At 44.0% G+C, this 22,460-nt stretch carries 20 protein-coding genes; 5 read left to right on the top strand and 15 right to left on the bottom strand.

Annotated features, from left to right (window positions below; translation table 11 throughout):
- Positions 1 to 157: 157 nt before the first annotated feature.
- Positions 158 to 1,348, bottom strand: coding sequence for an MFS transporter (locus BK126_RS24900; RefSeq protein ID WP_076315204.1), 1,191 nt, complete (start codon positions 1,346 to 1,348; stop codon positions 158 to 160).
- Between the two features lie 292 nt (positions 1,349 to 1,640).
- On the opposite strand from BK126_RS24900, the gene BK126_RS24895 reads away from it, so the two are divergent.
- Positions 1,641 to 2,864 (top strand): multidrug effflux MFS transporter, encoded by a 1,224-nt coding sequence (locus tag BK126_RS24895; protein ID WP_076315203.1) that lies wholly within the window; start codon positions 1,641 to 1,643, stop codon positions 2,862 to 2,864.
- Positions 2,865 to 2,931: 67 nt separating this feature from the next.
- Here BK126_RS24895 and BK126_RS24890 read toward each other — a convergent pair whose 3' ends face one another.
- The 5 genes from BK126_RS24890 to BK126_RS24870 form a co-directional block, all read right to left on the bottom strand.
- Positions 2,932 to 3,237: a Dabb family protein gene (locus BK126_RS24890; protein ID WP_076315202.1), complete on the bottom strand. Its 306-nt coding sequence runs from the start codon at positions 3,235 to 3,237 to the stop codon at positions 2,932 to 2,934.
- Between the two features lie 23 nt (positions 3,238 to 3,260).
- Positions 3,261 to 4,241: a Gfo/Idh/MocA family protein gene (locus tag BK126_RS24885; RefSeq protein WP_076315201.1), complete on the bottom strand. Its 981-nt coding sequence runs from the start codon at positions 4,239 to 4,241 to the stop codon at positions 3,261 to 3,263.
- A 170-nt stretch (positions 4,242 to 4,411) separates the two neighbouring features.
- Positions 4,412 to 6,106, bottom strand: a complete 1,695-nt coding sequence (locus BK126_RS24880; RefSeq protein WP_076315200.1) for a ribonuclease J — start codon at positions 6,104 to 6,106, stop codon at positions 4,412 to 4,414.
- A 16-nt stretch (positions 6,107 to 6,122) separates the two neighbouring features.
- Positions 6,123 to 6,551: a DUF2512 family protein gene (locus BK126_RS24875; RefSeq protein WP_076315199.1), complete on the bottom strand. Its 429-nt coding sequence runs from the start codon at positions 6,549 to 6,551 to the stop codon at positions 6,123 to 6,125.
- A gap of 36 nt (positions 6,552 to 6,587) precedes the next feature.
- Positions 6,588 to 7,028, bottom strand: a complete 441-nt coding sequence (locus tag BK126_RS24870) for a hypothetical protein (protein WP_083656185.1) — start codon at positions 7,026 to 7,028, stop codon at positions 6,588 to 6,590.
- Positions 7,029 to 7,184: 156 nt separating this feature from the next.
- On the opposite strand from BK126_RS24870, the gene BK126_RS24865 reads away from it, so the two are divergent.
- Positions 7,185 to 8,432 (top strand): MFS transporter, encoded by a 1,248-nt coding sequence (locus BK126_RS24865; RefSeq protein WP_076315198.1) that lies wholly within the window; start codon positions 7,185 to 7,187, stop codon positions 8,430 to 8,432.
- A gap of 49 nt (positions 8,433 to 8,481) precedes the next feature.
- Here BK126_RS24865 and BK126_RS24860 read toward each other — a convergent pair whose 3' ends face one another.
- The 3 genes from BK126_RS24860 to BK126_RS24850 all read right to left on the bottom strand — a co-directional run bounded on the left by BK126_RS24860 (position 8,482) and on the right by BK126_RS24850 (position 11,664).
- Positions 8,482 to 10,197, bottom strand: a complete 1,716-nt coding sequence (locus BK126_RS24860; protein ID WP_083656183.1) for an ABC transporter ATP-binding protein — start codon at positions 10,195 to 10,197, stop codon at positions 8,482 to 8,484.
- 321 nt (positions 10,198 to 10,518) lie between these two features.
- Complete coding sequence (locus BK126_RS24855; RefSeq protein ID WP_076315197.1) at positions 10,519 to 11,055, bottom strand: GNAT family N-acetyltransferase; 537 nt, start codon at positions 11,053 to 11,055, stop codon at positions 10,519 to 10,521.
- A 6-nt stretch (positions 11,056 to 11,061) separates the two neighbouring features.
- Positions 11,062 to 11,664: a restriction endonuclease gene (locus BK126_RS24850; protein ID WP_076315196.1), complete on the bottom strand. Its 603-nt coding sequence runs from the start codon at positions 11,662 to 11,664 to the stop codon at positions 11,062 to 11,064.
- A 270-nt stretch (positions 11,665 to 11,934) separates the two neighbouring features.
- Between BK126_RS24850 and BK126_RS24845 the strand changes: the two genes are divergently transcribed.
- On the top strand, positions 11,935 to 12,933 hold the full coding sequence (locus BK126_RS24845) for an aldo/keto reductase (RefSeq protein WP_076315195.1): 999 nt from the start codon (positions 11,935 to 11,937) through the stop codon (positions 12,931 to 12,933).
- Between the two features lie 42 nt (positions 12,934 to 12,975).
- Here the strand turns inward: BK126_RS24845 and BK126_RS24840 are convergent, their stop codons facing one another.
- From BK126_RS24840 to BK126_RS24825, 4 genes are all read right to left on the bottom strand, one after another.
- A complete protein-coding gene (locus BK126_RS24840) occupies positions 12,976 to 13,659 on the bottom strand; it encodes a DUF554 domain-containing protein (protein WP_076315194.1) in 684 nt (227 codons plus the stop codon).
- 69 nt (positions 13,660 to 13,728) lie between these two features.
- Positions 13,729 to 14,547: a MerR family transcriptional regulator gene (locus BK126_RS24835; RefSeq protein ID WP_076315193.1), complete on the bottom strand. Its 819-nt coding sequence runs from the start codon at positions 14,545 to 14,547 to the stop codon at positions 13,729 to 13,731.
- Positions 14,548 to 14,668: 121 nt separating this feature from the next.
- Positions 14,669 to 15,073: a phosphate-starvation-inducible protein PsiE gene (gene psiE, locus BK126_RS24830; RefSeq protein ID WP_076315192.1), complete on the bottom strand. Its 405-nt coding sequence runs from the start codon at positions 15,071 to 15,073 to the stop codon at positions 14,669 to 14,671.
- Between the two features lie 187 nt (positions 15,074 to 15,260).
- Complete coding sequence (locus BK126_RS24825) at positions 15,261 to 16,808, bottom strand: BCCT family transporter (RefSeq protein ID WP_076315294.1); 1,548 nt, start codon at positions 16,806 to 16,808, stop codon at positions 15,261 to 15,263.
- Between the two features lie 206 nt (positions 16,809 to 17,014).
- Between BK126_RS24825 and BK126_RS24820 the strand changes: the two genes are divergently transcribed.
- Positions 17,015 to 17,866: an AraC family ligand binding domain-containing protein gene (locus BK126_RS24820; RefSeq protein WP_076315191.1), complete on the top strand. Its 852-nt coding sequence runs from the start codon at positions 17,015 to 17,017 to the stop codon at positions 17,864 to 17,866.
- Between the two features lie 2 nt (positions 17,867 to 17,868).
- Positions 17,869 to 18,771 (top strand): DMT family transporter, encoded by a 903-nt coding sequence (locus tag BK126_RS24815; RefSeq protein ID WP_445321890.1) that lies wholly within the window; start codon positions 17,869 to 17,871, stop codon positions 18,769 to 18,771.
- Positions 18,772 to 18,846: 75 nt separating this feature from the next.
- Here the strand turns inward: BK126_RS24815 and abnB are convergent, their stop codons facing one another.
- Positions 18,847 to 21,231, bottom strand: coding sequence for an arabinan endo-1,5-alpha-L-arabinosidase AbnB (gene abnB, locus BK126_RS24810; protein WP_076315189.1), 2,385 nt, complete (start codon positions 21,229 to 21,231; stop codon positions 18,847 to 18,849).
- 192 nt (positions 21,232 to 21,423) lie between these two features.
- Positions 21,424 to 22,320: a helix-turn-helix transcriptional regulator gene (locus BK126_RS24805; RefSeq protein WP_076315188.1), complete on the bottom strand. Its 897-nt coding sequence runs from the start codon at positions 22,318 to 22,320 to the stop codon at positions 21,424 to 21,426.
- Positions 22,321 to 22,460: the final 140 nt, after the last annotated feature.

Here is a 22,460-nt window from a genome sequence, read left to right as displayed (position 1 = left end):
GTGAAACCAATGACCCCTTCAATATATAGGAAATTCGGAATAAAGGGCAATGGGGAAATTTGATGTTGACCATTATATTTACACAGCATGGAATAACAAAACCGCGCAAGCCACCTGGATTCGTGACAATGCGCGGTTTATTATTAATCTAGCTATTTTACTTCAGACGCCACGTAATTAGTGCATTCACTACGATTAGAACACCCGCAGCCATGAATAGCATCGCAACATTCGTGAATTCAATAAATACACCAGCGATGCCGAGTCCAATGGGAGCCGCCAGCAAAGACATGCTGCCTATAAAGCTAAACACTCTGCCGAGCAGGTGCGGTTCAATCTCGCTTTGAATTAATGCAGAGAACGGAGCGGAAAAGATCGGACCAGAGAGCCCGATTAACAGACTCATGACGACAAATACATAGAATGCGGATGCCGGCAGAATACCTGATATAAATAAAGCAACGCCCATAATGAGCATGCCTCCTGCCATAAGCCGAACCTTGCTGAATCTGTCACCGAATATCCCTATCACGGATGCACCCACGATCAATCCGATGGCAAAGACGATTTCAACCATCCCTGCCTGAAGTACGCCCTGATCAAAATGGTTTCTTACCATCAGTGGAAAGTACGTACCAACGGGAATATATAGAATGCTGACGACCATGATCAGGATCGCCAATCTCCATACCTTGAGATGGCTAACGATCGCATGGTAGCCTTCTTTCATCTCAGCTAACAGGCTTGTTCCACCTTGATCCACTTGTTTAGACAGCTTGGGTATTTTGATGAACAATACCATCGTTGAAGCAATCAAGGCTCCAAAGACGTCAATGAACAGAACCCATTCCAGGGAGCTGGCAGCAAGAATGCTCATCCCCAGCGCGGGTCCAGCAATATTCGTAATGGATCCTACCATTTGACCCCAGCCGGAAGCCTTGGTCAGATGCTCTTCAGGAACAAGCAGCGGAATCGTAGCCTGCATGGCAGGCATATGAAAGGCCGTGGCTAAGGATCGAATGACCAATACTACAATAATAAGTCCAATACCAGGCTCTTGATACAGCATGGTGATAAATAACACGAGGCTTCCAAGAGCGACGGTCATATCCGCTGCAATCATCATAAGTTTGCGTGAATAACGGTCAATAAGTGCCCCAGCTAGCGGACCAATCAATGCCTGTGGAAGAAAACCCGCAATTCCAGCCATGGCTAATATGAGCGGAGAACCCGTCGTGTCGGTCAGCCACCAGATCATACTAAACTGCACCGCAGCACTGCTCAGTAATGAGAAGAACTGGCCTGTGTATAGAGCAATAAATATAGATTTCCATTTGTTACTTGTCATATGAATCGATACCTCCAAAATTAGCGTATCGATTACTCATCGATACGAGCTATAAGTTATGTTTGAACTAACTCAAGCTCGAATCAAAAGAACAACAGCATCATCATTTTTATCCCTCCAAATTACAGTTACACAGAATTCATATTAACAGAGTTAATTAACAGATCATAAGTATCCGTTCATTATTCAACAATTTAGACGAATTAGACAATTGAAGATTTTATATTACCTATTATAATTGAACAGTGATTAACGACAAGTAACTAATTTTCATGAAATTAGGGGTAACTATATGAATACAAAATATAATAACAATCCGGTACTATTCGCTTTGCTATTATCTGCATTTTCAGCGTTAGGGCCATTTACGGTGGATATGTATCTCTCATCGCTCCCCCAAATGACAGATTATTATGGCACGAGCGCATCTATGATTCAAGCAAGTCTAACTGCCAGCTTATTAGGTTTAGGTATAGGACAGCTTGTTACAGGCCCTTTAAGTGATGTTCATGGAAGACGTAATCCTTTGCTGATCTCTATGATTCTCTATTCGATAGCCTCAATCGCTTGTGCTTTTTCACCAAACATTGGCATATTCATAGTCCTGCGCTTCATCCAGGGATTTGTCGCCTCCGCTGGGCTCGTCATTTCACGTGCAATTGTTCGTGACCGGTATCGTGGCGTAGAAATGGTACAATTTATGTCTGTTTTAACGATGATCAGTAATATTGCACCTTTGATCTCCCCAACAGCAGGGAGCGCAGTAACTACCTTCACTTCTTGGATAGGTGTGTTTATCTTTTTAGGGATACTGGGGCTTCTGCTAACAGGATTGACGGCTTGGAAAATAAACGAAAGTTTGCCTGTCGAAAGACGTGTGCCAAGCAGCTTCAGCGAAGTGTTAAACAATTATAGTTCTTTACTTCGAAATAGAAGCTTTATGGGATATGCTCTGGTTAATGGGATCTTATTCTCTGGAGTATTTGCTTATGTTGCGGGTACACCATTTATTTATCAAAATATATACGGTATTTCGCCTCAGCTATTTTCGATTCTTTTTGCGTTGAATGGTCTCGGTATCATTATAGGATCGCAGTTCGTCAAACGTCTCGCTGGACGATGGGAAGAAGATCGAATTATTCAATCCGGATTGCTGCTTGCGTGCATTGCTGCTACTGTCGCTTTAATCGTTGTTTTGTCTCATGGACCTTTCATTGCTTTGTTTAGTTCGATCTTTTTATTTGCAGTATCGATCGGCATTATAGGTCCCGTCTCATTTACACTCGCTATGGAGTCACAAGGTCATATTGCGGGAAGTGCGGCCGCTATTTTGGGTTCACTCCAATTTGCACTAGGTGCACTCTCATCTCCAATCGTGGGGGTTGCAGGAGAAACATCTGCTGTTCCTTTCGGTATTACCATTTTTATGACCAGTATATTGGCTGTAATCTTCTACAGAAATTTAGTGAGTAGACCGGACTCTGCCAAAAAATCTAATTCGGAAACATTCCGATAAACCATAATAAAGGAGCAGATGTTTCAGACATTTGCTCCTTCTTTTCTAACTGACGTGCAGCTTTCCATTAAATTTCACTGTAGTCAATCTCCATGAACTGAACGACTTCCTTCTCCCAGCGCTCAGTTACAAACTCCACATGCTTCGGATGTACATTGTATGCCTCATAATCTTCCCGACTGTTGAACACCATCGAAAATCCATAATCATATGTATTCTTCGGGCTGATCTCGCGAAACACTTGAAAATGGTTAACGGTAGGAATACTGCTCAGTGCAGACTTTCCGTCCTGAAGAAATGCGGATTCTTCCGCAGAGCCATGAGGGTGTTTCAATGAAAATACTACAGAATGTATAATTTGCTGTTGTTCCATCCTATTCACTCCTTAAGTTGGATTTATTCAAATGGATAACGGAGTCCCCACTGACCACGAATTTGATCAAGCAGCTTCATGATGGATACGGACTCACTAAGAGGAATCACAGAGCTCTCTGTGCGACCTTCAATCAAGCATCTGCCAAGCTCTTCGGCTTCAAATGCATAACCTATGCTTTTGCGATCATCCTCAAACGTTGTTACGTTGCCGTTAACATGGAGTTCTGCTGTATATGCATTGAGGAAAGACGGAATTCGGATATATCCATCAGTCCCATAAATGAAAGCTTCATTAGTCAGACCGAGGCGTACCGCCCCGTTCAGCTGAGCTGTTTTACCGCTGCCGTAGGAGAATAGTAGTGAGAACTCTTCATCTACACCGGTATCCCCAATATGTGCTGTACTCCACACCTGCTCGGGTTCAGCACCGAAGATCATGGATGCAAAGGATACCGGGTAGATCCCCGCATCTAATAATGCGCCGCCTCCAAGCTTAGGATTTAAGAGCCTGCCCTCTGGATCGTAATCTGCACGGAAGCCAAAATCAGCCTTAACCAGCTTGATTTGTCCAATCTTCCCTTCATTCAGCCACTCTCTTACCTTACATATAGCCGGGAGAAATCTCGTCCACATTCCTTCCATAAGGAAGAGTTTATTCTCTCTTGCGAAGGATACCAGCTCTTCTACTTCACCGGCATTCACTGTAAAAGGCTTTTCGCATAATACCGCTTTTCCTGCTCTTAGACACAGGAGCACATTTTCCTTATGAAAAGGATGCGGCGTAGCTACATAGATCGCATCCACCTCAGGATCATTCACCAAGTCTTCGTAACTGGCATGTGCTATCTTAATTCCATACTCGGCGGCAAATTTCTCCGCACTCTCCGCAGTTCTGGAACCGACCGCATAGGCCTCTCCATTGCTTGCATAGGTAAGGTCCTTCGTGAACTGAGATGCAATCCATCCCGTTCCTAATATTCCCCACTTAATCGTTTTCGACATGTTATGTACCCCTCTCCTCAAATCACAGATTGTCACCGTTTTCAAATTACTGAATACGTTTACTGTGGCATCACTTCTGTGAACCATTATAAAGGACTTCCCTGAAGAATGCGATAATGGATGACAAAAAAAGGAACACATCAGCGATGTGTTCCTCTCTTCCGTATGAACTACACTTCGATAATGATGGGTAGTATCATCGGTCTTCTTTTGGTTTGGCTATATATAAATCGCCCTACGTCATCCTTCAAAATTTGCTTGATCAGGTTCCATTGGCTCGCTTCTGATTCGGATAGACTGTCCATCGAGTCCAAGATTACTTGATGAATTTGCTCCATCAGCGCTTCGTTCTCTTTGACGAATACGAATCCGCGTGAGATAACTTCAGGAGAAGCCATCATTTTTCGCTCTGTTTTGCTTAAAGTGGTAACAATGATAAGCATACCATCAGAGGCCAGATGTCTCCGATCCCTAAGTACAATGTTCCCGACATCACCAACGCCTAAACCATCGACGAGATTGTTCCCAGCATGTACCTTAGGTCCCATTGAAGCTGATCCATTTTTGATTTGGATGGTTTCGCCGTTCCTGACGATAAATACATTCTCGCTGGGTACACCTACCGATTCAGCAAGCAGGCGATGCTTGTACAGCATTCGAAATTCACCGTGTACGGGAAACAAATATTCCGGCTTCATCAGCGTCAGCATCAGCTTCAACTCCTCCTGGCTGCCATGACCAGAGACGTGCATACCCGAAGCACTGCCTGAACCGTATATAACTTTAGCGCCGATGCCATACAGATTGTCAACGACATTGGATAGATTACGTTCATTGCCAGGTATTGCGCCTGCAGCGATAATTACCGTATCTCCGGGCAATATTTCAATATGCGGATGCTGTGAACTTGCAAGCCGGGATAATGCTGCCATAGGCTCTCCTTGACTCCCTGTACATAGAACGGCGATCTGCTCTGGAGGATATTTCTCAGAATCTCTTGCATCAATCAGCAGACCTTCAGGAATTCGCAGATAACCTAGATCATTGGCTACTTCAACGACATTTACCATGCTGCGTCCAAGCAGAGCCAGCTTACGATTCGTTTCAATGGCCGCATCAATAATCTGCTGGACTCGATTCACATTCGAAGCGAAGGTGGAGATGAACACCTGCTGTTTGGCACTGGAGAAGGCATCAAGAATATGGCTGCCGACAATTCGTTCAGAGGGAGTAAAGCCGGCACGCTCTGCATTGGTACTCTCTGATATCAATACCTTAACGCCCTTCTTCCCGATCTCTGCCATCCGATGAAGGTCTGGATACGGTCCATTTACAGGCGACATGTCAAATTTAAAATCACCTGTATGGACAACTGTGCCCTCAGGCGTCTCGAATACAATGCCGAGGCAATCCGGAATACTGTGGATCGTCGGAAAAAAGGAAGCTCGAATGGAGCCTGCGTCCACGACCGAATTCTCATCGATGACATGCAGCTGGGATTCGTCTAACAATCCGTGTTCCTTCAGCTTTATTTTGATCAAACCAATGGTTAATGCGGTTCCATACACCGGTATATTCAGCTGCTTGAGCAAATAGGGGATGCCGCCAATGTGATCCTCATGCCCGTGGGTGACCACAAGTGCCTTGATATCCTCTTGATGATCTAACAGGTAGGAGAAGTCAGGCACAATCAGATCAATTCCCGGCAGGCTTTCGTCCGGGAATTTCGATCCGCAATCAATAAGTACAAGATCACGGTCATATTGAATAAAGTACATATTTTTACCGATTTCGTTGACACCGCCTAGAGCTGCGATTAACAACCGACTAGCTTCCGTCCTCAATACGAAGTACCTCCCTTTCATGTTCGAGAAAAGATGATTAGGACTCTTTGGTTCCGTAAGTCTGCTTCTTCCTCAGCTCACGATTATCATGATCTACCCATATGTGGAAGACATATTCGAACGCAGCCATTACCAGAGAGATAATCAGAATGTCTGTGAGTGTGGTGTTCCAGAACATAAGCTCCTTAAATATCCATAGAACGGCAAATACAAAAACAAAATCTGCCACCGTTGCTATGATGTTGTTCGTTTTTCGAAATACTACAATATCTCCGAATAAAAAACCGATAGAAGCAATCAGCAGAGCAGCAAACCATGAAGTGATGAAGGAAGCATCGGAGAGCCACATCAGCAGTCCTGTCACCAGCACACTGTATGCTAGAAATTTTGTCATTTCTTTTTTGATATGAATCGCTCCTTCTGAAATGAAATGGATTCTAGATGTTATATTATCCGCAAATTGCAATTTACATCCAAGATGATTCAGAAGTTTAACAGCGTACTATTCGACTCTAATTGTAAACACATAGCTGGCACTTCCCTTGTCCCAGGAAGCATAAACACTATAAATGTAAATACCTGCTATTCCTGGTGCAGTCATCGTGTTATAATCCAATGGGACATTTTCGGATTGCAGATCATCCGTCCAATTCACTACTCCTATTGAGCCCTCTGAAGGTACTTGCGTAAACTCGATTGATATTTCTGCTTCAGGTGAGACAATGGCAGGCTCTAGCTGCTGATGCTTCAGCATATCAGGCGGCGCCATATAATCAGCGCATTCATTCCAGCAATAGGTGCTTTGTAAGAATGAGATCCTCTTGTCACCAGCTTGGATCATCGGTTTGGGAGGATTTCGTTGAATATTGCATGATGTCATTACGAATAAGGTCGTAAATAAGAACACTGCACACATGAGCATGAATAACAGCATTTTCTTCAAATTTTGTTCCCTCCTCAATGCTTCTGACCCTTCAATACCACACAGATATACTATACTAACGTCGCAGCCAGGCTATAAGTTGAGCAACAATGCACAGTTAAACAAGCTAAATCATCGGGGCTTTAACCAAATATAAATGAAAAGGATGTTGCACACATGTTAAGTAATAATGGAGCTGCTAACGCCTGGAAAAAGAACACCGCCCTATTCTTAACCAGCCAGACCATTTCGCTTTTTGGTTCCTCGCTGGTCCAGTATGCTATCATGTGGTATATCACTTTAGAGACCCAATCCGGCATCATGATGACCATATCCATCATTTGCGGATTTGTTCCTGCCTTCTTCCTATCCCCCTTTGCAGGAGTATGGGCAGACCGGTATAACAGGAAGCTCTTGATTATGCTCGCAGACTCCATGATTGCCCTATCGACACTGGTGCTTGCTGTGTTGTTCCTGCTAGGTTACGAGGCCATCTGGCTGCTCTTTGTGATGTCTGCAATTCGGGCAATCGGCACAGGAATTCAGACCCCGGCTGTAGGGGCCATTCTTCCGCAGTTTGTACCAGAGGATCAATTAACCAGAGTTAACGGAATTAATGGAAGTATCCAAGCCTTCATCATGATCATATCTCCTATGGCAAGCGCAGCATTGCTTACGAAGGCAAGTATTGAAGTCATTTTCTTTGTTGATGTCATTACCGCTCTAATTGCGATTCTCACTCTTCTGTTCTTCCTTCGTGTTCCGGCGCATTCCAAGGCGATGCAGGATCAAACTACCAGCTATTTGGAAGATTTGAAAAAAGGCATTAAATATATTAGCGCTCACACCTTCCTGAAGAAATTCTTCGTTTATGTCGCATTATTTAACGTTCTTGCTGCACCTGCTGCTTTTCTCACACCTTTGCAGGTTACAAGAACCTTTGGCAGTGATGTTTGGAGATTAACCGCCATTGAAATTACATTTGCGATTGGCATGATGATCGGAGGAATATTGCTCGCAACCTGGGGAGGGTTCAAAAACAAAATCCACACCATGGCGATGGCAGGCTTGTTGATGGGAGCATGTACGATCGCACTTGGCGTAGTCCCGATCTTCGCCATTTACTTAACCTTTATGAGCTTGTTTGGTCTCGCAATGCCTTTCTTCAATACGCCATTCACTGTCCTGCTGCAAGAAAAAGTAGAGCCTGACTATCTGGGCAGAGTATTTGGTGTCCTCACAATGATATCCACTTCGATGATGCCGCTTGGCATGCTTGTATTTGGCCCCGTTGCGGATGTCGTGGCTATAGAATGGCTGCTGATGGGAACCGGCGTATTGCTGCTGGTATTGGTATTCACTCTTATTGGAAACAAAGTGCTGGTTGAAGTCGGTAAACCTGCTGTTAATGAAGATACGCATTAAAAATACAAGAAGGCTGCCCAGAAGGCAGCCTTTTTCCTGTTTCTATATCTTATTGAACTTTTTGAAAGGTGTTTTGATGCTCCTTGTTCCATAATTCCTGAAAATAGTTGCTGCGACACATGAGCTCCTCGAAACTCCCTGCATCTTCAATCGCTCCGTCTTTCACTAATAGTATTTTATCAACATCCTTGATGAAGCTAAGCCGATGTGCAACCACAAGCATCGTCTTCTCCTTGAACATATGCAGCATCTCACGCATAATCTGCTTCTCTAGAATATTGTCCAGCGCAGACACTGGTTCGTCCAGAATTACAAGCGGGCGCTGCTGACCCATAATCCGGGCAAAAGCAAGCCTTTGCTTCTCCCCGCCAGACAATTTGGTCCCTCTTTCCCCCACCCAAGTATCCAGCTGCTTAGGAAGTCCTCTTACTTTATTTTGCAAGCCAACCTTATCCAGCAATTCATATAAGTCTTCATCTGAGTGATTCGGCAGCAGCAGATTATTACGAATCGTTGTATCAAATATCGGCGGTTCCTGCGAAATGTAGGACAGTTGCTCGTACAAATGATGAAGATGAAGCTCGTCAATATCAATCCCATCGATTAATATTCTGCCGGATTTTTTCTTGAGCAGGCCGGTCATCAGCTTGACGATGGTTGATTTACCACTCCCGCTCATGCCGGCAATGGCAACCGAGCTGCCCTGCTCAATTGTAAAGCTAACCTCATTTAAGATTCGATGATTCTCATCATCGTAAGTGACCTTATCAAACTCGATTCTTCCTCTCAGGGCACTAATTGAAATGCCGGTATCTAGATTCTGATCCTCTGGTTGGTTAAGGAAAGCTTCAAACCGCGAATAAGTAACTCGGTCCAGCTTGTAATCCACATACAGCACATTGAAGATTGCAATCGGCATATACACCTGATCAATGAACATGATCATCGCAACAATGATACCAATAGACAAGTCACCTGCAATGATCTGGTTCGCACCGTAGAAGATAACTCCGATTTTGATCACATTAACAAACAGAGCAAAAATCGCAAAAAATGCTTCATGCACAAGTCTAATCTGAGTACTTCTCTTTATGATTTGACCCGATGTACGAGTCATTCGATCGATTTCTCTCTGATACCGCCTATTCAAGCGAAACACAACCAGCTCCATAAATCCGCGAATGGTGTATCTCGACATTTGCTCCTGATCTGCGATCAGCGATGCTTTCACACGATAGAGCGTCCCCAGCAGCAAATGTGTCATCATGAATACAAGCACGTAGCCGGCTAAAATAATGAACATAATATGGATATTATATAATCCGATAAATAACAGGCTGAACGCAATCTTTGGAAGCAGCTCATGAAATATGGTGAGGTAGAACGAATGCAGCATTTTGCCTCCTGCCTGAGCTCCGTTCTCAATCACCTGGATCATCTCGCCGGTTCCAATACTTTGATACGATGCATAATCAATTTTAGACACTTTGGTTAATGCGAAGATCTTTAGCTTCTCAACAATACTGTTTGATAAATAGGTATTTGGATATTCATCGACATAATTCAGAATAGTCAATCCGATGAGCACTGCACCATAGAGGATGATGAACCATATCATTTCTTCGATATGCTCCACAGTAATAATGGTATCCAGTAATTGCTGGAACATCTTGATCCCTAGTGCTTCTAAGTATTGAATGGCAAATCCAATCAAAATATATATGACAATCATCCATCTAAAATGCTTTACACAGCTCTTCAACAAGACACGTCTAACCTCCATCAGTGAAATGTAAAAAAGCCAAGGAAGCACCATAGCAGTGACAAATGAACCCTGGCTCTCCGGCCATAGGCGTATTTGTCCTCTTGCAGTGTCCCTTGACTCTTTTTTTAAAAATGGTCAATTCCGGGCACCGTTCAAGTCATTAATCAACACTCGGCCAAAGGGCAGACTGCCCCCTCGGCGGCTGGTACGCGTTTTACCCAGCCCGATGATTAATTACTTCGAACGATACGGAATGCCATCCTCTTCACCTCGTATGTATAGACTGTCCTTATTGTAAATGATGGAAAAATGGTTGTACAGTCATTCCTTGTACTCAGAAGCCAATATCCCGTAATACTCCAAGTCCTCATATTGTCCCCACTTCATCACATGCTGTGGGAATGTCCCCTCATGCTTCATGCCAATCTTTCTCATGACTGTGGAAGAAGCAGGATTACGAACTAACGCTGCTGCCCAAACTCGATTTAATTGCAGATCGTAAAAAGCAAATTGGAGTACACATTGAGCCGCTTCCGTACCATATCCCTGTCCCCAAAACGGTTTGCCAATCCAGTAAGCAAGCTCAGCATGATTGTGATTACGGTTAACCTGTAACCCCACGACGCCCATGAATTCGGTTGTGAGTGCATTAAGAACTGCAAAGGAGTACCCATCTCCCTTAGACTGGATGGCATGCCTCTGTTCAATAAAAGCTTCAGCTGCACCTGCAGGATAGGGATAAGGAATGCTTAATGTCGTACTAGCAATATCCTTTTCAGTCAGCAAGGCTTCCATTGCAGCAGCGTCCTGTCGGTCCAAGGACCGTAATACCAGCCTTTCCGTCGTTCTTTGTTCCATCTAGCTTCACCCTCTCAGCAAACGCTCTTTTTTATATTGCTTGTCTCTCAAGTAATCATCCCATGAATCCAGCAGCAATTCAGGCTCTGCTTCTATTAAGTCCATTGCAGCATCCTCATGCCGGCTGCGAAGATCATTCATGATGTCAATTAAATCCTCGCGGTCCAGCAGCCTTACACCATTATATCCTGCCAGCTTCAAGCAAGCATCCGTATAAATGCCAGATGTAATAACGATAGACTTCTGGGCCCTGTAAAATGGCATCGCACTATAGATCTCCTGTACAGCAGACAGCCCTACCGGATTACTGACGGCATATCGCTTCGCCTGAATAATTGCCCGATTCCCATTCCGATCGGTAAACACCAGATCCGCTCCAAAATCCCGGCTGCTCACCGTCTTGTAAGCATCTTCGTATCCCAAGGCGAGTAATAACCGAAACAAATATTCTTCGAAATCCTTGCCATCTTCCATACGATCGATGTCTTTAATGGTTATCTTGTAAGGATTAAGCTCCCTTCGCCTGCGCTTTCTCGATATACGGATAATAATTCTAGCGGCGATGACAATCATGATGGCTGCCACTATGGCATAAATTACGGCCAACATTTAATTCCTCCCTATTCTTTGAGTCCCGATATGTATGCTTGCTTGCGTATGAAGGAATCCTGTGTTCCGAAATCAAGAAAACAATAAGAACATGCATTCTCCTGCTAAACAAATTATAAATGGACTGCTTCGAAAGGTAAAGTATAACAACTACAGAGGCATCAACGCTTCACGTTATGTTGGAAACTGGCCGATTTTGACAAAATCGCATGTTAACGGATATCGTATAAGTTGAAATAGCTAAATCCAGGAATACAGGAGGCATGCAAAATGGAGTACACTTATCTCGGAAGAAGTGGTTTACAAGTATCCAGACTCTGTCTTGGTACAATGACATATGGTGCCTGGGATATGGATGAGAGCAGCTCTCTGTCTATCATTGACAAGGTGCTGGGTTCGGGGATTAATTTCATTGATACGGCAGATACATATGGTAAAGGAACGACAGAGGAGATTATTGGCAAGGCGCTTCATGGAAGATGGGATCAATTCATCGTTGCGACCAAGTTTAAAGTACGGACCGCTGAAGGCGTCAATGGTGAAGGAGCCAGTCGATATCGCATTATGCGGCAGGTAGAGGCAAGCTTGAAGCGACTGAATACGGATTACATCGATTTGTATCAGATCCACCGCCCGGATCCATACACTCCGCTTGACGAAACTCTTCGTGCGATGGATGATCTCGTTACTCAAGGCAAAGTACGTTACATTGGATGCTCTAATTTTGAAGCTTGGCGTATTGTTGAATCCCTGTGGGTCAGTGAGAAGATGAATTTGGAGCGCTTTGTCACCAACCAGCCATCCTACAACATTTTCAATCGTTATATTGAACAGGAGATCTTACCTGTCTCCGAGCGGCATGGATTATCAACATTAGCTTACTCTCCATTAGATGGGGGCTGGTTATCCGGCAAATATCGCAGCGGACAACCCCTTCCATCAAATTCTCGCGGTGAACGGATGGATACAGAAGCTCCAGTGAATCGTGATAAGCTGGCTAAAGTGGACAAACTCGCTGAAATTGCTGAGGCCAAAGGAATTACACTCGGTCAATTTGCTCTTGCCTGGCTGCTTCATCGGCCAAGTGTGATTCCCGTAATTGGAGTTAGAAATGAACAACAGCTACATAGCAATCTTAAGGCACTTGATGTCAAACTTACGGAAGAGGAAATAAGACGAGTTGAGGAGATATCCCCTAGTCCTTATATCGACTTTTCTAAAGACGGCAGCTTCTGGTTTGACGAGCCCAGGGCTTATCGATTCAAGTAAGTTCCGACTAGCAATCCGTCCAGCTCTAAACTACTAAATATATTACAGCCCGAGCATATTCTTAATGACGATAAAAATGACGGGGATGAACAATGCTGGGATCATATTCATCGTTTTGAAATGCTTGATACCCAGAATGCTAAGCCCGGAACTAAGAATAAGCACACCGCCTACGATCGAAATTTCGGTGAGCAGCTCGGGCGTAATATAACCAGCTACCGCTCCTGCGAGAACATAAATTAATCCTTGCCAGCAGAGCAGCACAACAGCTGACCAGGCAATTCCAAATCCAAAGGTGGATGCCAGCACCATGGACGTGATCCCATCCAGCATTGCATTGGACAGCAGGTAAGTATGATTACCGTTCAGTGCACTTTCAATAGGTCCCACAATGGATAATGTACCGATACAGAACAGCATGATCGCTGTCGTTAAACCTTCTGCCAGATTCCCTTTCGAGATGCGGGATACAGCGCTTTTGAAGCTGCTCTCAAGATTCAGCCTCTCTCCAATCAGACCACCTACCGCTAGACTGACGATGAACAGTACAGGATAATGACTGTCAGGCAAATATTTAACGATGGAGCTAATGCCAAGTGCGGTAACAGCCAGCCCCATCGCCTGCATCAAAATATCTTGGTAGCGCTCCCCGATCCCCTTCTTAAATATACTTCCCAGCGCACTTCCCACCAGGATCGTTGCTACATTTACAATCGTTCCTATCACTTGATTTCCTCTCCTATTTGGGTTTTTCTTAAACACAGAATAAACCCTCCAGTTACTGGAGGGTCAATGTTATTTTACAGGGATCTGTATTTCGGTCACGAACTTGGATGTGTCCTGCGTCAGACCATAATCGATATACGTAATCTCCAATCCATCATCCATCATTTGATAGCCATTGTCTGCAATGTAATCCATTAGCTGTTCATAGTATGGGGCCGCATCCTCATGTGTACCCGCAAAACGAATCGTAATATTCATACTTTGTGGAAGAAGCTTCTGCTCATAATGATGTGACTTGATCTCTTCCTCAACAACGACAAAGATCGAGTCATACTCCTCAAAGCGTCTTGCAATTAGGCTCTCCAATGCAATGGATAGTCCTACTTTTCCCAGAAAAATCGTTGATTTCATCTTGGTCTGATTCTCCAGCATACGAATCGGCAATTCTAAATTATCACTCTTATGTATCTTATGCTTCAGGACTACAATCGCTCTTTCGGGCAGCTCAATCTCACGAATCTTATACAGTTCATTTACATTTGCTGCATCCTGTATTTGATGAATTCGACTTTCTATCTTTTGCTTAATTTGTGTGAACTCATTGATTTTATCTACCGTTCTTTGATGCTGTTCCTGGAGGAGCTGCAGGATGTGATCAATATCGCGATGGTCCAGAAACTGCTTGATTTGTTTGAGCGGAACGCCGAGTGCCTTCAGATAGAGGATGGTATTCAGCTGTTCAAATTGATCTATTGAGTAATAGCGGTATCCCGTAGAGGTGTCCACGGACGCCGGTCTAAATAAATCTATTTCGTCATAGTACCGAAGTGTACGAATATCGATCTGAAAGAGCTTTGAAATCTCCCCGATCAGGAACAGGTTGTCCATTTCTGACTCGATCCTCCTATTTTCTCTGTAAATGAATATATCATAGTTTGAAAATCGAGGGAAAACAATAGAACATGAACTTCAGATGTGAAAGGAACTAACTTATCCAGTGACTCACTGCTCAACTTTCTCTCTTTAGGAGCCTATGGTTAACAATTAACAATGCGCCTACCATGACCAAGATCGCGGCAGCCCACCAGAACGTATCTATTGCGCGATCATGCTCAATCAGAATTAATCGAATGACAGCGGTAATTCCAATGTAGATAAAATATCTCAACGGAAAATGGAAGCCTGTGCTGAAATACTTGATAATTAACGCAATAAATTCGAAATAGAGAAAAAATACGAGCAAATCATCCGTGAATTCATAATAGGATTTGTCATTATCTGTGGGGAGAACAACATATGCAAATATATCCCAGGTTGCCTTGAACAGCGATATGCACAAGAGCAGCCCTACCAGCAGCAGGCAAACATTTAGGATGTGCTGCAGCACCTGAGGCAGTTTTTCGTTATAATTCACGGTCCTATCCCCTTACCATAATTTAGTCATCCATATTCGTGAGATAGGTTATCCATTAAAGGATGGTTTAATTCGTATCAATTAATGCTCCGCTGCAGACTCCTCACTTTTTTCTATTATTTTTTTGAAACATCAGCCTTTCACTCAAAAAATAAGCAAGCGCCCTTAGTCGCTTGCTTATTGCTGCTTATTTTCTTGGTTTATCTGATGCTTTATTCGCAGCTTCTTCCAATCGACGATATCGTTTCAGATCTGCCTTCCTGATCGGGAGCGGTTCCTTTCTAAGCAGCTTCACAACAGCGATGATCAGGAGCAGTAATATTACAGTGAATGGCAAGGCGGCTATCAATGATGCGGTTTGAAGCGCCTCGAGACCGCCGCTGTATAAGAGAACCCCCGCGATGGCAGCCATCAATGTTCCCCATACCACCTTCGCCGTCATTGGCGGGTTCAAGCTCCCTTTCGTTGTCATGCTGGACAAGATGTAAGTTGCCGAATCTGCAGAAGTGACAAGGAAAGTAAGGATGAGCAATATAGACAAAATGGACATGACCGTTGAGAATGGCAGCTGTCCAAAGAGCAGGAACAATGCCGAAGTAACATCCTCGTTAACCGCTGCCGCGATGCCTGTAGATTCATGCAGATCGAACCAAATCGCTGTTCCACCAAAGGTTGCAATCCAGAGACAGGCAATGAGCGGCGGTACGACCATAACTCCTACGATAAACTCTCTGATCGTTCTGCCTCTGGATACTCTTGCTACAAAAGCACCTACGTACGGGGACCAGGCAATCGCCCAAGCCCAGTAGAATATCGTCCAATCTCTTACCCAAGTCCCCTCAGTATAAGGCTGCAAGCGTAGACTGTACGATATGAAATTCGTTATGTAGTCACCCAGTGCCAGCGTAAACGTCTCCAGAATAAACACCGTCGGACCAAGCGTAAATACAAATAGAAGGAACAGCAGTGCTACACCCAGATTTAAATTACTTAGATACTTGATACCTTTGTCCAGACCTGTCGTCGATGAGATCATGTACGCAATAAATATAGCAACAAGTATTCCTAATTGAATAAGCTTACCGTTGCTGGCTCCTGTCAAAGTGCTTATTCCACCACTCATTTGCATAACACCTAGTCCGATGGAGGTCGCAATCCCCATAACGGTAGCAATGACAGCCAGAATATCAATCGTTTTCTTTACTGCGGGTTTATCACCCGTAACGGGCTCCAGCGCTGTAGATACAAGTCCATCCTTCTCCTTGCGAAATTGAAGGAATGCAATGACGAGACCAACGAGCGCAAATACAGACCATTGACTGATTCCCCAGTGAAAGAAGGAATAACCCATGGCAACGCGTGCAGCTTCTTCCGACTGTGATGCCACGCCTCCGAATGGCGTATCAAAGAAATGGCTCATAGGTTCAGCTACGCCCCAGAATACGAGACCCACACCGAAACCGGCTGAGAACAGCATTCCGATCCATGTAAAAAAGGGATACTGCGGCTTTTCTTTCTCCCCGCCTAAGCGGATCGTTCCATACTTACTGGCAGCCACCCAGATGAGGAACACGATAATAACAAAAATAGACAGCAGATAAAACCAACCAAAATTATTGGTTGTTAAATTGTACAGCATGCTTGCTGTGTTACCGAATGCATCGGGCATTAAGGCACCCAGAACAGCAAGGAGAGTGATGATGATAGCTGAAATGCTAAATACCTTATCTCTCATTAATTTTCGAATCAAAAATCCCACCTCATACCTATTTAGTTATCAATACCTCTACAGTATTGCTATTTAAACCGAATTCCATGTAAATAAACGGTGTACGAGACTTTTTATCTTCAACTACAATGAGCAACATCTTACAAGAATCACAAGCTTGGTTATAATATAATGACATCAGCGAGACAGATTATAGAGAGTTGGTGCAGCGAGTGGCTCAAGAAAATAGGACGGTTTGTTATGATACAGATTTGGAAGTGGAAGCTTATCGATTCGAAGGAATTATGCAAAAATTCCCTAACCATTTTCATGATTATTATGTATTGGGGTTTATTGAACAGGGAAAGCGTTACTTGGCTTGTAAGAATGAAGAGTACATCATTAACACGGGTGATGTTATTATTTTCAACCCTTATGATCCCCATGCATGTGAACAAGTTGATGGCAGGACGCTTGATTACCGCTGTATAAATATACAGCCTAGCATCATGCAAAAATATGTATTTGACATTACGGGGAAGCAGGAAACACCCTATTTTAAGCAACCTGTTCTGAGAAATAGTGAAATCGCGGATACCTTACGCGATCTGCACACAATGATTTCCGAGGACCAATCTGATTTTAAAAAAGAGGAATTACTCTTATTACTTATAGAAAATCTCTTAAGAGATCATACCGAGGAGTTCATCCCTTCATATGAATCCTGTCTTCGCACAGAAATCAAAACGGTATGCAAATACATCGATCAAAATTTCGATCAAACGATTACCCTTCAAGATTTATGTAAGCTCACAGGTCTGAGTAAATATTATTTACTCCGTTCGTTTACCAAACAAAAAGGAATTTCTCCTTACAGCTATCTAGAGACACAACGCATTATTCATGCCAAAAAGCTTCTAGAGCAAGGAGTTCGTCCTATTGAGGTGGCTATTCGTACCGGCTTCAGTGACCAGAGCCACTTCACTAATCATTTTAAAAAGCTCATTGGACTTACGCCAAAACAATATATGAGGATCTTTACCGATCAAACATCACAAACCGTATATACGGAGGCTAAGGCATAATGATACAGCAGCAAGCCAGATCAACAGGACATATGCTCGCCATGTTTACGATCTTTATATGGGGCACTACTTTTGTTTCTACCAAGCTTCTGCTGTCTGACTTCAATCCGATTGAGGTGTTATTTTTACGGTTCCTTATTGGTTATTTTATTTTGTTGCTGCTCTACCCTCGATCGGTTAAAACGAGCTCAATAAAGGAAGAACTATTGTTTGCAGGTGCTGGATTAAGTGGAGTAACCCTTTATTTTCTCTTGGAAAATATCGCTTTGACCCTAACTCTTGCAGCAAGTGTAGGCATCATCGTTTCCATTGCCCCCTTTTTCACAGCTTTATTTGCACATTTTTTTCTGGAAGGCGAAAAACTTAGCGTATCATTTATAGTAGGATTTATCATTGCTCTTATCGGTATCCTATTGATAGGATTCAATGGCAGTTTTGTGCTCAAACTAAATCCTCTCGGTGATTTCCTAGCCATCCTCGCGCCTATTTTTTGGGCAATCTATTCCGTGCTTATGAAAAAAATCAGCGAAAGGAACTATCATACTATCGGATCTACACGAAAAGTGTTCTTCTATGGTTTAATCTTTATGCTGCCGACACTGCTTCTATTTGATATAGACCTAAGCTTTTCAAAGTTAACCGAACCAATGAGCCTGCTGCATTTACTTTATCTTGGTATTGGCGCATCCGCACTGTGCTTCGTGACTTGGAATCGCGCAGTGGGCATTCTAGGCGCAGTCAAGACAAGTATCTATATTTATTTCGTCCCCGTCATTACGGTCATTGCTTCGCATTTGGTATTGAGTGAGCCCCTTTCCTGGGCCATAGTGATTGGAGCAGTCCTCACTTTGGTCGGTTCATTTATTTCTGAACGCAGAACAAAGCCTCAATACAGTAATCATTAAAAAAGGATGGATCGCTTGAGGCCAGTGGGCTTCGAAAGATCCATCCTTCTTCTATACAGTTCATATTAGTTTGTATTACTCAGCCAGTTCTTTAATTTCTTCATCTGTAAGTGCCTTATTGTATACGTTCACTTCATCGAGGCTGCCGTTTAAATACGGATCTGCTGCATAGCGGCTCTTGCCAAGATATGCATCGGTCGTGGCGAGCTCTTTCGGATTAAAAGTCATCTGATCGCTCGTCGTTACGACCTCGCCGTTCACATACAGCTTACCTGTGTTTCCTTCAAGAGTAACTGCTACGTGCGTCCATTCATTCACCGGAAGCTTCGCAGGTGCGAGAAGACTTTGATCCACTCCATTATGGATGGTAAACTGCATCACTCCCAGATGCTGAGAAGGTGTCAGGAACATATGCTTGCCGAGCCCATTGCCAAAATCAAAGACTCGCTGCCAATCTCCCCCGCCATTCCAGTATACCCACGCTGCGAAGGTAAAGTCTTCTGCATCTGTGACTAACTCAGGCACTTCCACATAACCGTCGGTACCATTAAATTTGATGGCTTGACCTATTTTGCCAGATCCTTGTGATTCAGCTCCACCGATTAGTGTACCATTAAATCCGTTGCTGCTAAGGTCAGGCACAGATTGTCCCGATATTCCTTCAAAATCATATTCGACCAGCTTCGGGCCTTCGATTTCTGCAAGTACAGTGACGTTAAACGTTTTGGTGTCCCGCACTTTACCTTTTTGAATCGTTGCTGTAAGCTTCACTACTGCATTATCCTCGCCAGCGGCGGGTCTTGTGACGATTCCAGCCTTGGAGAGGACATCTTCATTCGAAGAAGTCCATGAAATCACACTGTCTCTGGTTCCAGTCACAGGCAAATTGATATTCTGATATACTGCCGCAGTATTGCCTAGATCGAGATCTTTTTTCACCGCGGCAACCACTTCCTTATCCTTCAATTCCTCCATTTGACTGCCCCATAATGCGACTCCGGAATCAGATAATACGCTGAAGGTTACTACATTTTTCTGGGCCAATTCGTCCCATTCATTCGTGAATACCCCTGTATAGGTAACGCCATCTGCCTTAAGTGTTGCAGTCCCGTCTTTATCCAGGCTCCAAGACCCCTTCACATCGCCGCTGATCTTGCCGTTCTTCTCCAGCGTTACAATGACGGATGTTTTGAGCTCTGCTGAAATGTCTTTTCCGTGATTCACAATTTTATAGCTGCCTGCTACTTCGTTCTTCTTCACTTCCTCCTGCTGGATATCCGTATAGCGGTATGGCGCTACGACTGGCCATCCTTTGTCATTCATATACATTTCATGGACGCGAATCTCGTGCTCTTCCCCACGACCTGGAAAACGGGTATGGAAGAATAGCAGATGCTTGCCTGTCTCTTCATCATAGTATGCTGAATTGTGACCTGGAGAAATATAGCCAAGGCCTGTGCCTGCTCCCGGATCTCCAAGCGCTCTCGTGAATTGATAGTTCCCCATCAGCTTCACACCAAACGGTTCAATTGTCCGATCATCAAACAGAGGAAGTTCGGGATTTGCCTTGACACCAATCATATTGTTGCCTTCCGCATCCACATAGGGACCGTCTGGATTCTTGGATCTCGCAACTCTAATGTTATAACCGCCAACAGCATCCAGCCCGCCATAGGATACAAACATATAGTAGTAATCGCTTTCAGGACTATATAAAATGTACGGACCTTCGATCCGGCTGTGGTTACCGCCCATCAGCTTCTTGCCGTAGCCTTGTCCTGGCAGCTGTTTACCGGTTTCGGGGTCCAATTCCATGATGAAAATACCACCTGAATAAGATCCGTATACCATCCATAGCTTCCCGTTCTCATCAAAAAACACATCCGGGTCTACGGCATTCGGATGAATGGTTGCGTCGTAAATGGTTCCATCTTTGCTCGGTTCGCCCCACATGCCGGATTTCAGCAGGATCCCTTGATCAACATAAGGTCCTTCAATATGATCCGCTACCGCTACACCAAGTGCAGATCTTGGAGAATCTCCTTTACAAGCATTGTAGTACATATAATAACGTCCATCTTCGAGCTGAATAACATCGGCTGCCCACAAGGTATTCGTCTGTGCCCATTCAAGCGTTTCCTTGAGTTCTTCCGTCACATTCGGTATCAGCTTATTGCCATCAGCAACACCCGCTGCGACCATATCCCAGCTCATCAGATCATCTGTCTTCGCAGCAGCAAGATGAGAACCGAACACATAATAGGTATCGTCCACTTTGATAACAGAAGGGTCATGCACCGAGCCCTCCTGAAACACGGGAACTTTATTGGCAGGCTTCCCCTTCTTTGCCGTATCCACTTCTGGACTCGCATACCCCGAAGTTCCAATAACGCTGCATAATACCGTGAGCGTAGTCGTTAACACGGCGGCTTTTTTGCTAGCTTTGAGTAAATTACGCAAAACATCCCTCTCCTTTGCCTAAAAAAAAGTAAGAAACTAGAGTCATTGTAAAACGCTTACACAAAGAACCGATCGACGTAGGATAAGACTGAATATGAGGTATGTACATCGGCAAATAGTTTACATATATATAAATATATTTAACTATTTGTTAAATAATAGCACCATCTGTATGCGTATTCAATGGCTAAATTACACATTGTTCATAAAAGTCTGGTGGTACGCATTTCTGAATTGGGTCGGTGTCATATTTACAGTTCGCTTAAACAATCTCATAAAATACTTCTCATCTGGATAGCCCGATTCCTCGGCTACTTCCTTTATGGACAGGCTTGTCCGAGTCAGCAGCCCCTTCGCCTTCTCCATCCGTATTTGATGAATATAGGCGAGCGGACCCATTCCGGTATATTGCTTAAACATTCGAGACACCGAATCCTGATGATAATTGAATTTAAGAGCAATCGCATTTACAGTCAGCGGCTCGGCCGCGTGCAGCTTCGTCCACTCCATCATTTTGACAAAATGTGATTTGCCTTCGGTCACCCGCGAGGTCTGCACTGCAAGCCGCTGCAGGGTAAGCTCGGATATTTCGATGAGGAGAGAGGTCATCAAGTAATGTACACTTTGCTTCGTATAGTAGCTTGAATTGGCTACATGAAGGATTTGGTTGACAATAATATGGATCCGGTCACCGTAAGGAGCTGAAGCATACTGCGGAAGATATAAATCAGACACGGTCCAAGCCAGCACGGGCTCTGAATGGATCGACAGGCTCTCTTCTTCCATTTCAGATAAACTTAGAATCTGTGGCGGCTTCGGACAATCAAAATGGAACCAATAGAACTTCACACCAGGTTTAGATACTCGGTATCCCCGGTGCCGATGTCCGGGATGCAGCAGTAAGATGTCTCCCCGGCTGATCTCGTACTGTGTATCGTCTTCCTCAATATATACCGTCTCCTCCACCCCGATAATGAGCTCGTAAACACCCATAATCCGGTCCAAATGAATCCATTCCGTTTCAGAAATAAATTCCCCAGCCGCCAAGAAATGCACAGGCTGATCCCCATTGATCTTCAAATAATTCATAAGTGTCCCCCATGTAGGTTTGTCGGAAATGTCCACCTTATGTAACCTTAATCTACCGACAAATCAAGAGTTGAATGGTAATTTAATGATAAAAATATACACTTGCTTCTCATTGCTGGCAAGACATAAGGAGAGAATGA

Origin of the sequence: Paenibacillus sp. FSL H7-0326 (assembly GCF_001955535.1) — a bacterium.
Classification (GTDB): domain Bacteria; phylum Bacillota; class Bacilli; order Paenibacillales; family Paenibacillaceae; genus Paenibacillus; species Paenibacillus shunpengii.
This window is presented reverse-complemented; position numbering and strand designations above follow the sequence as displayed.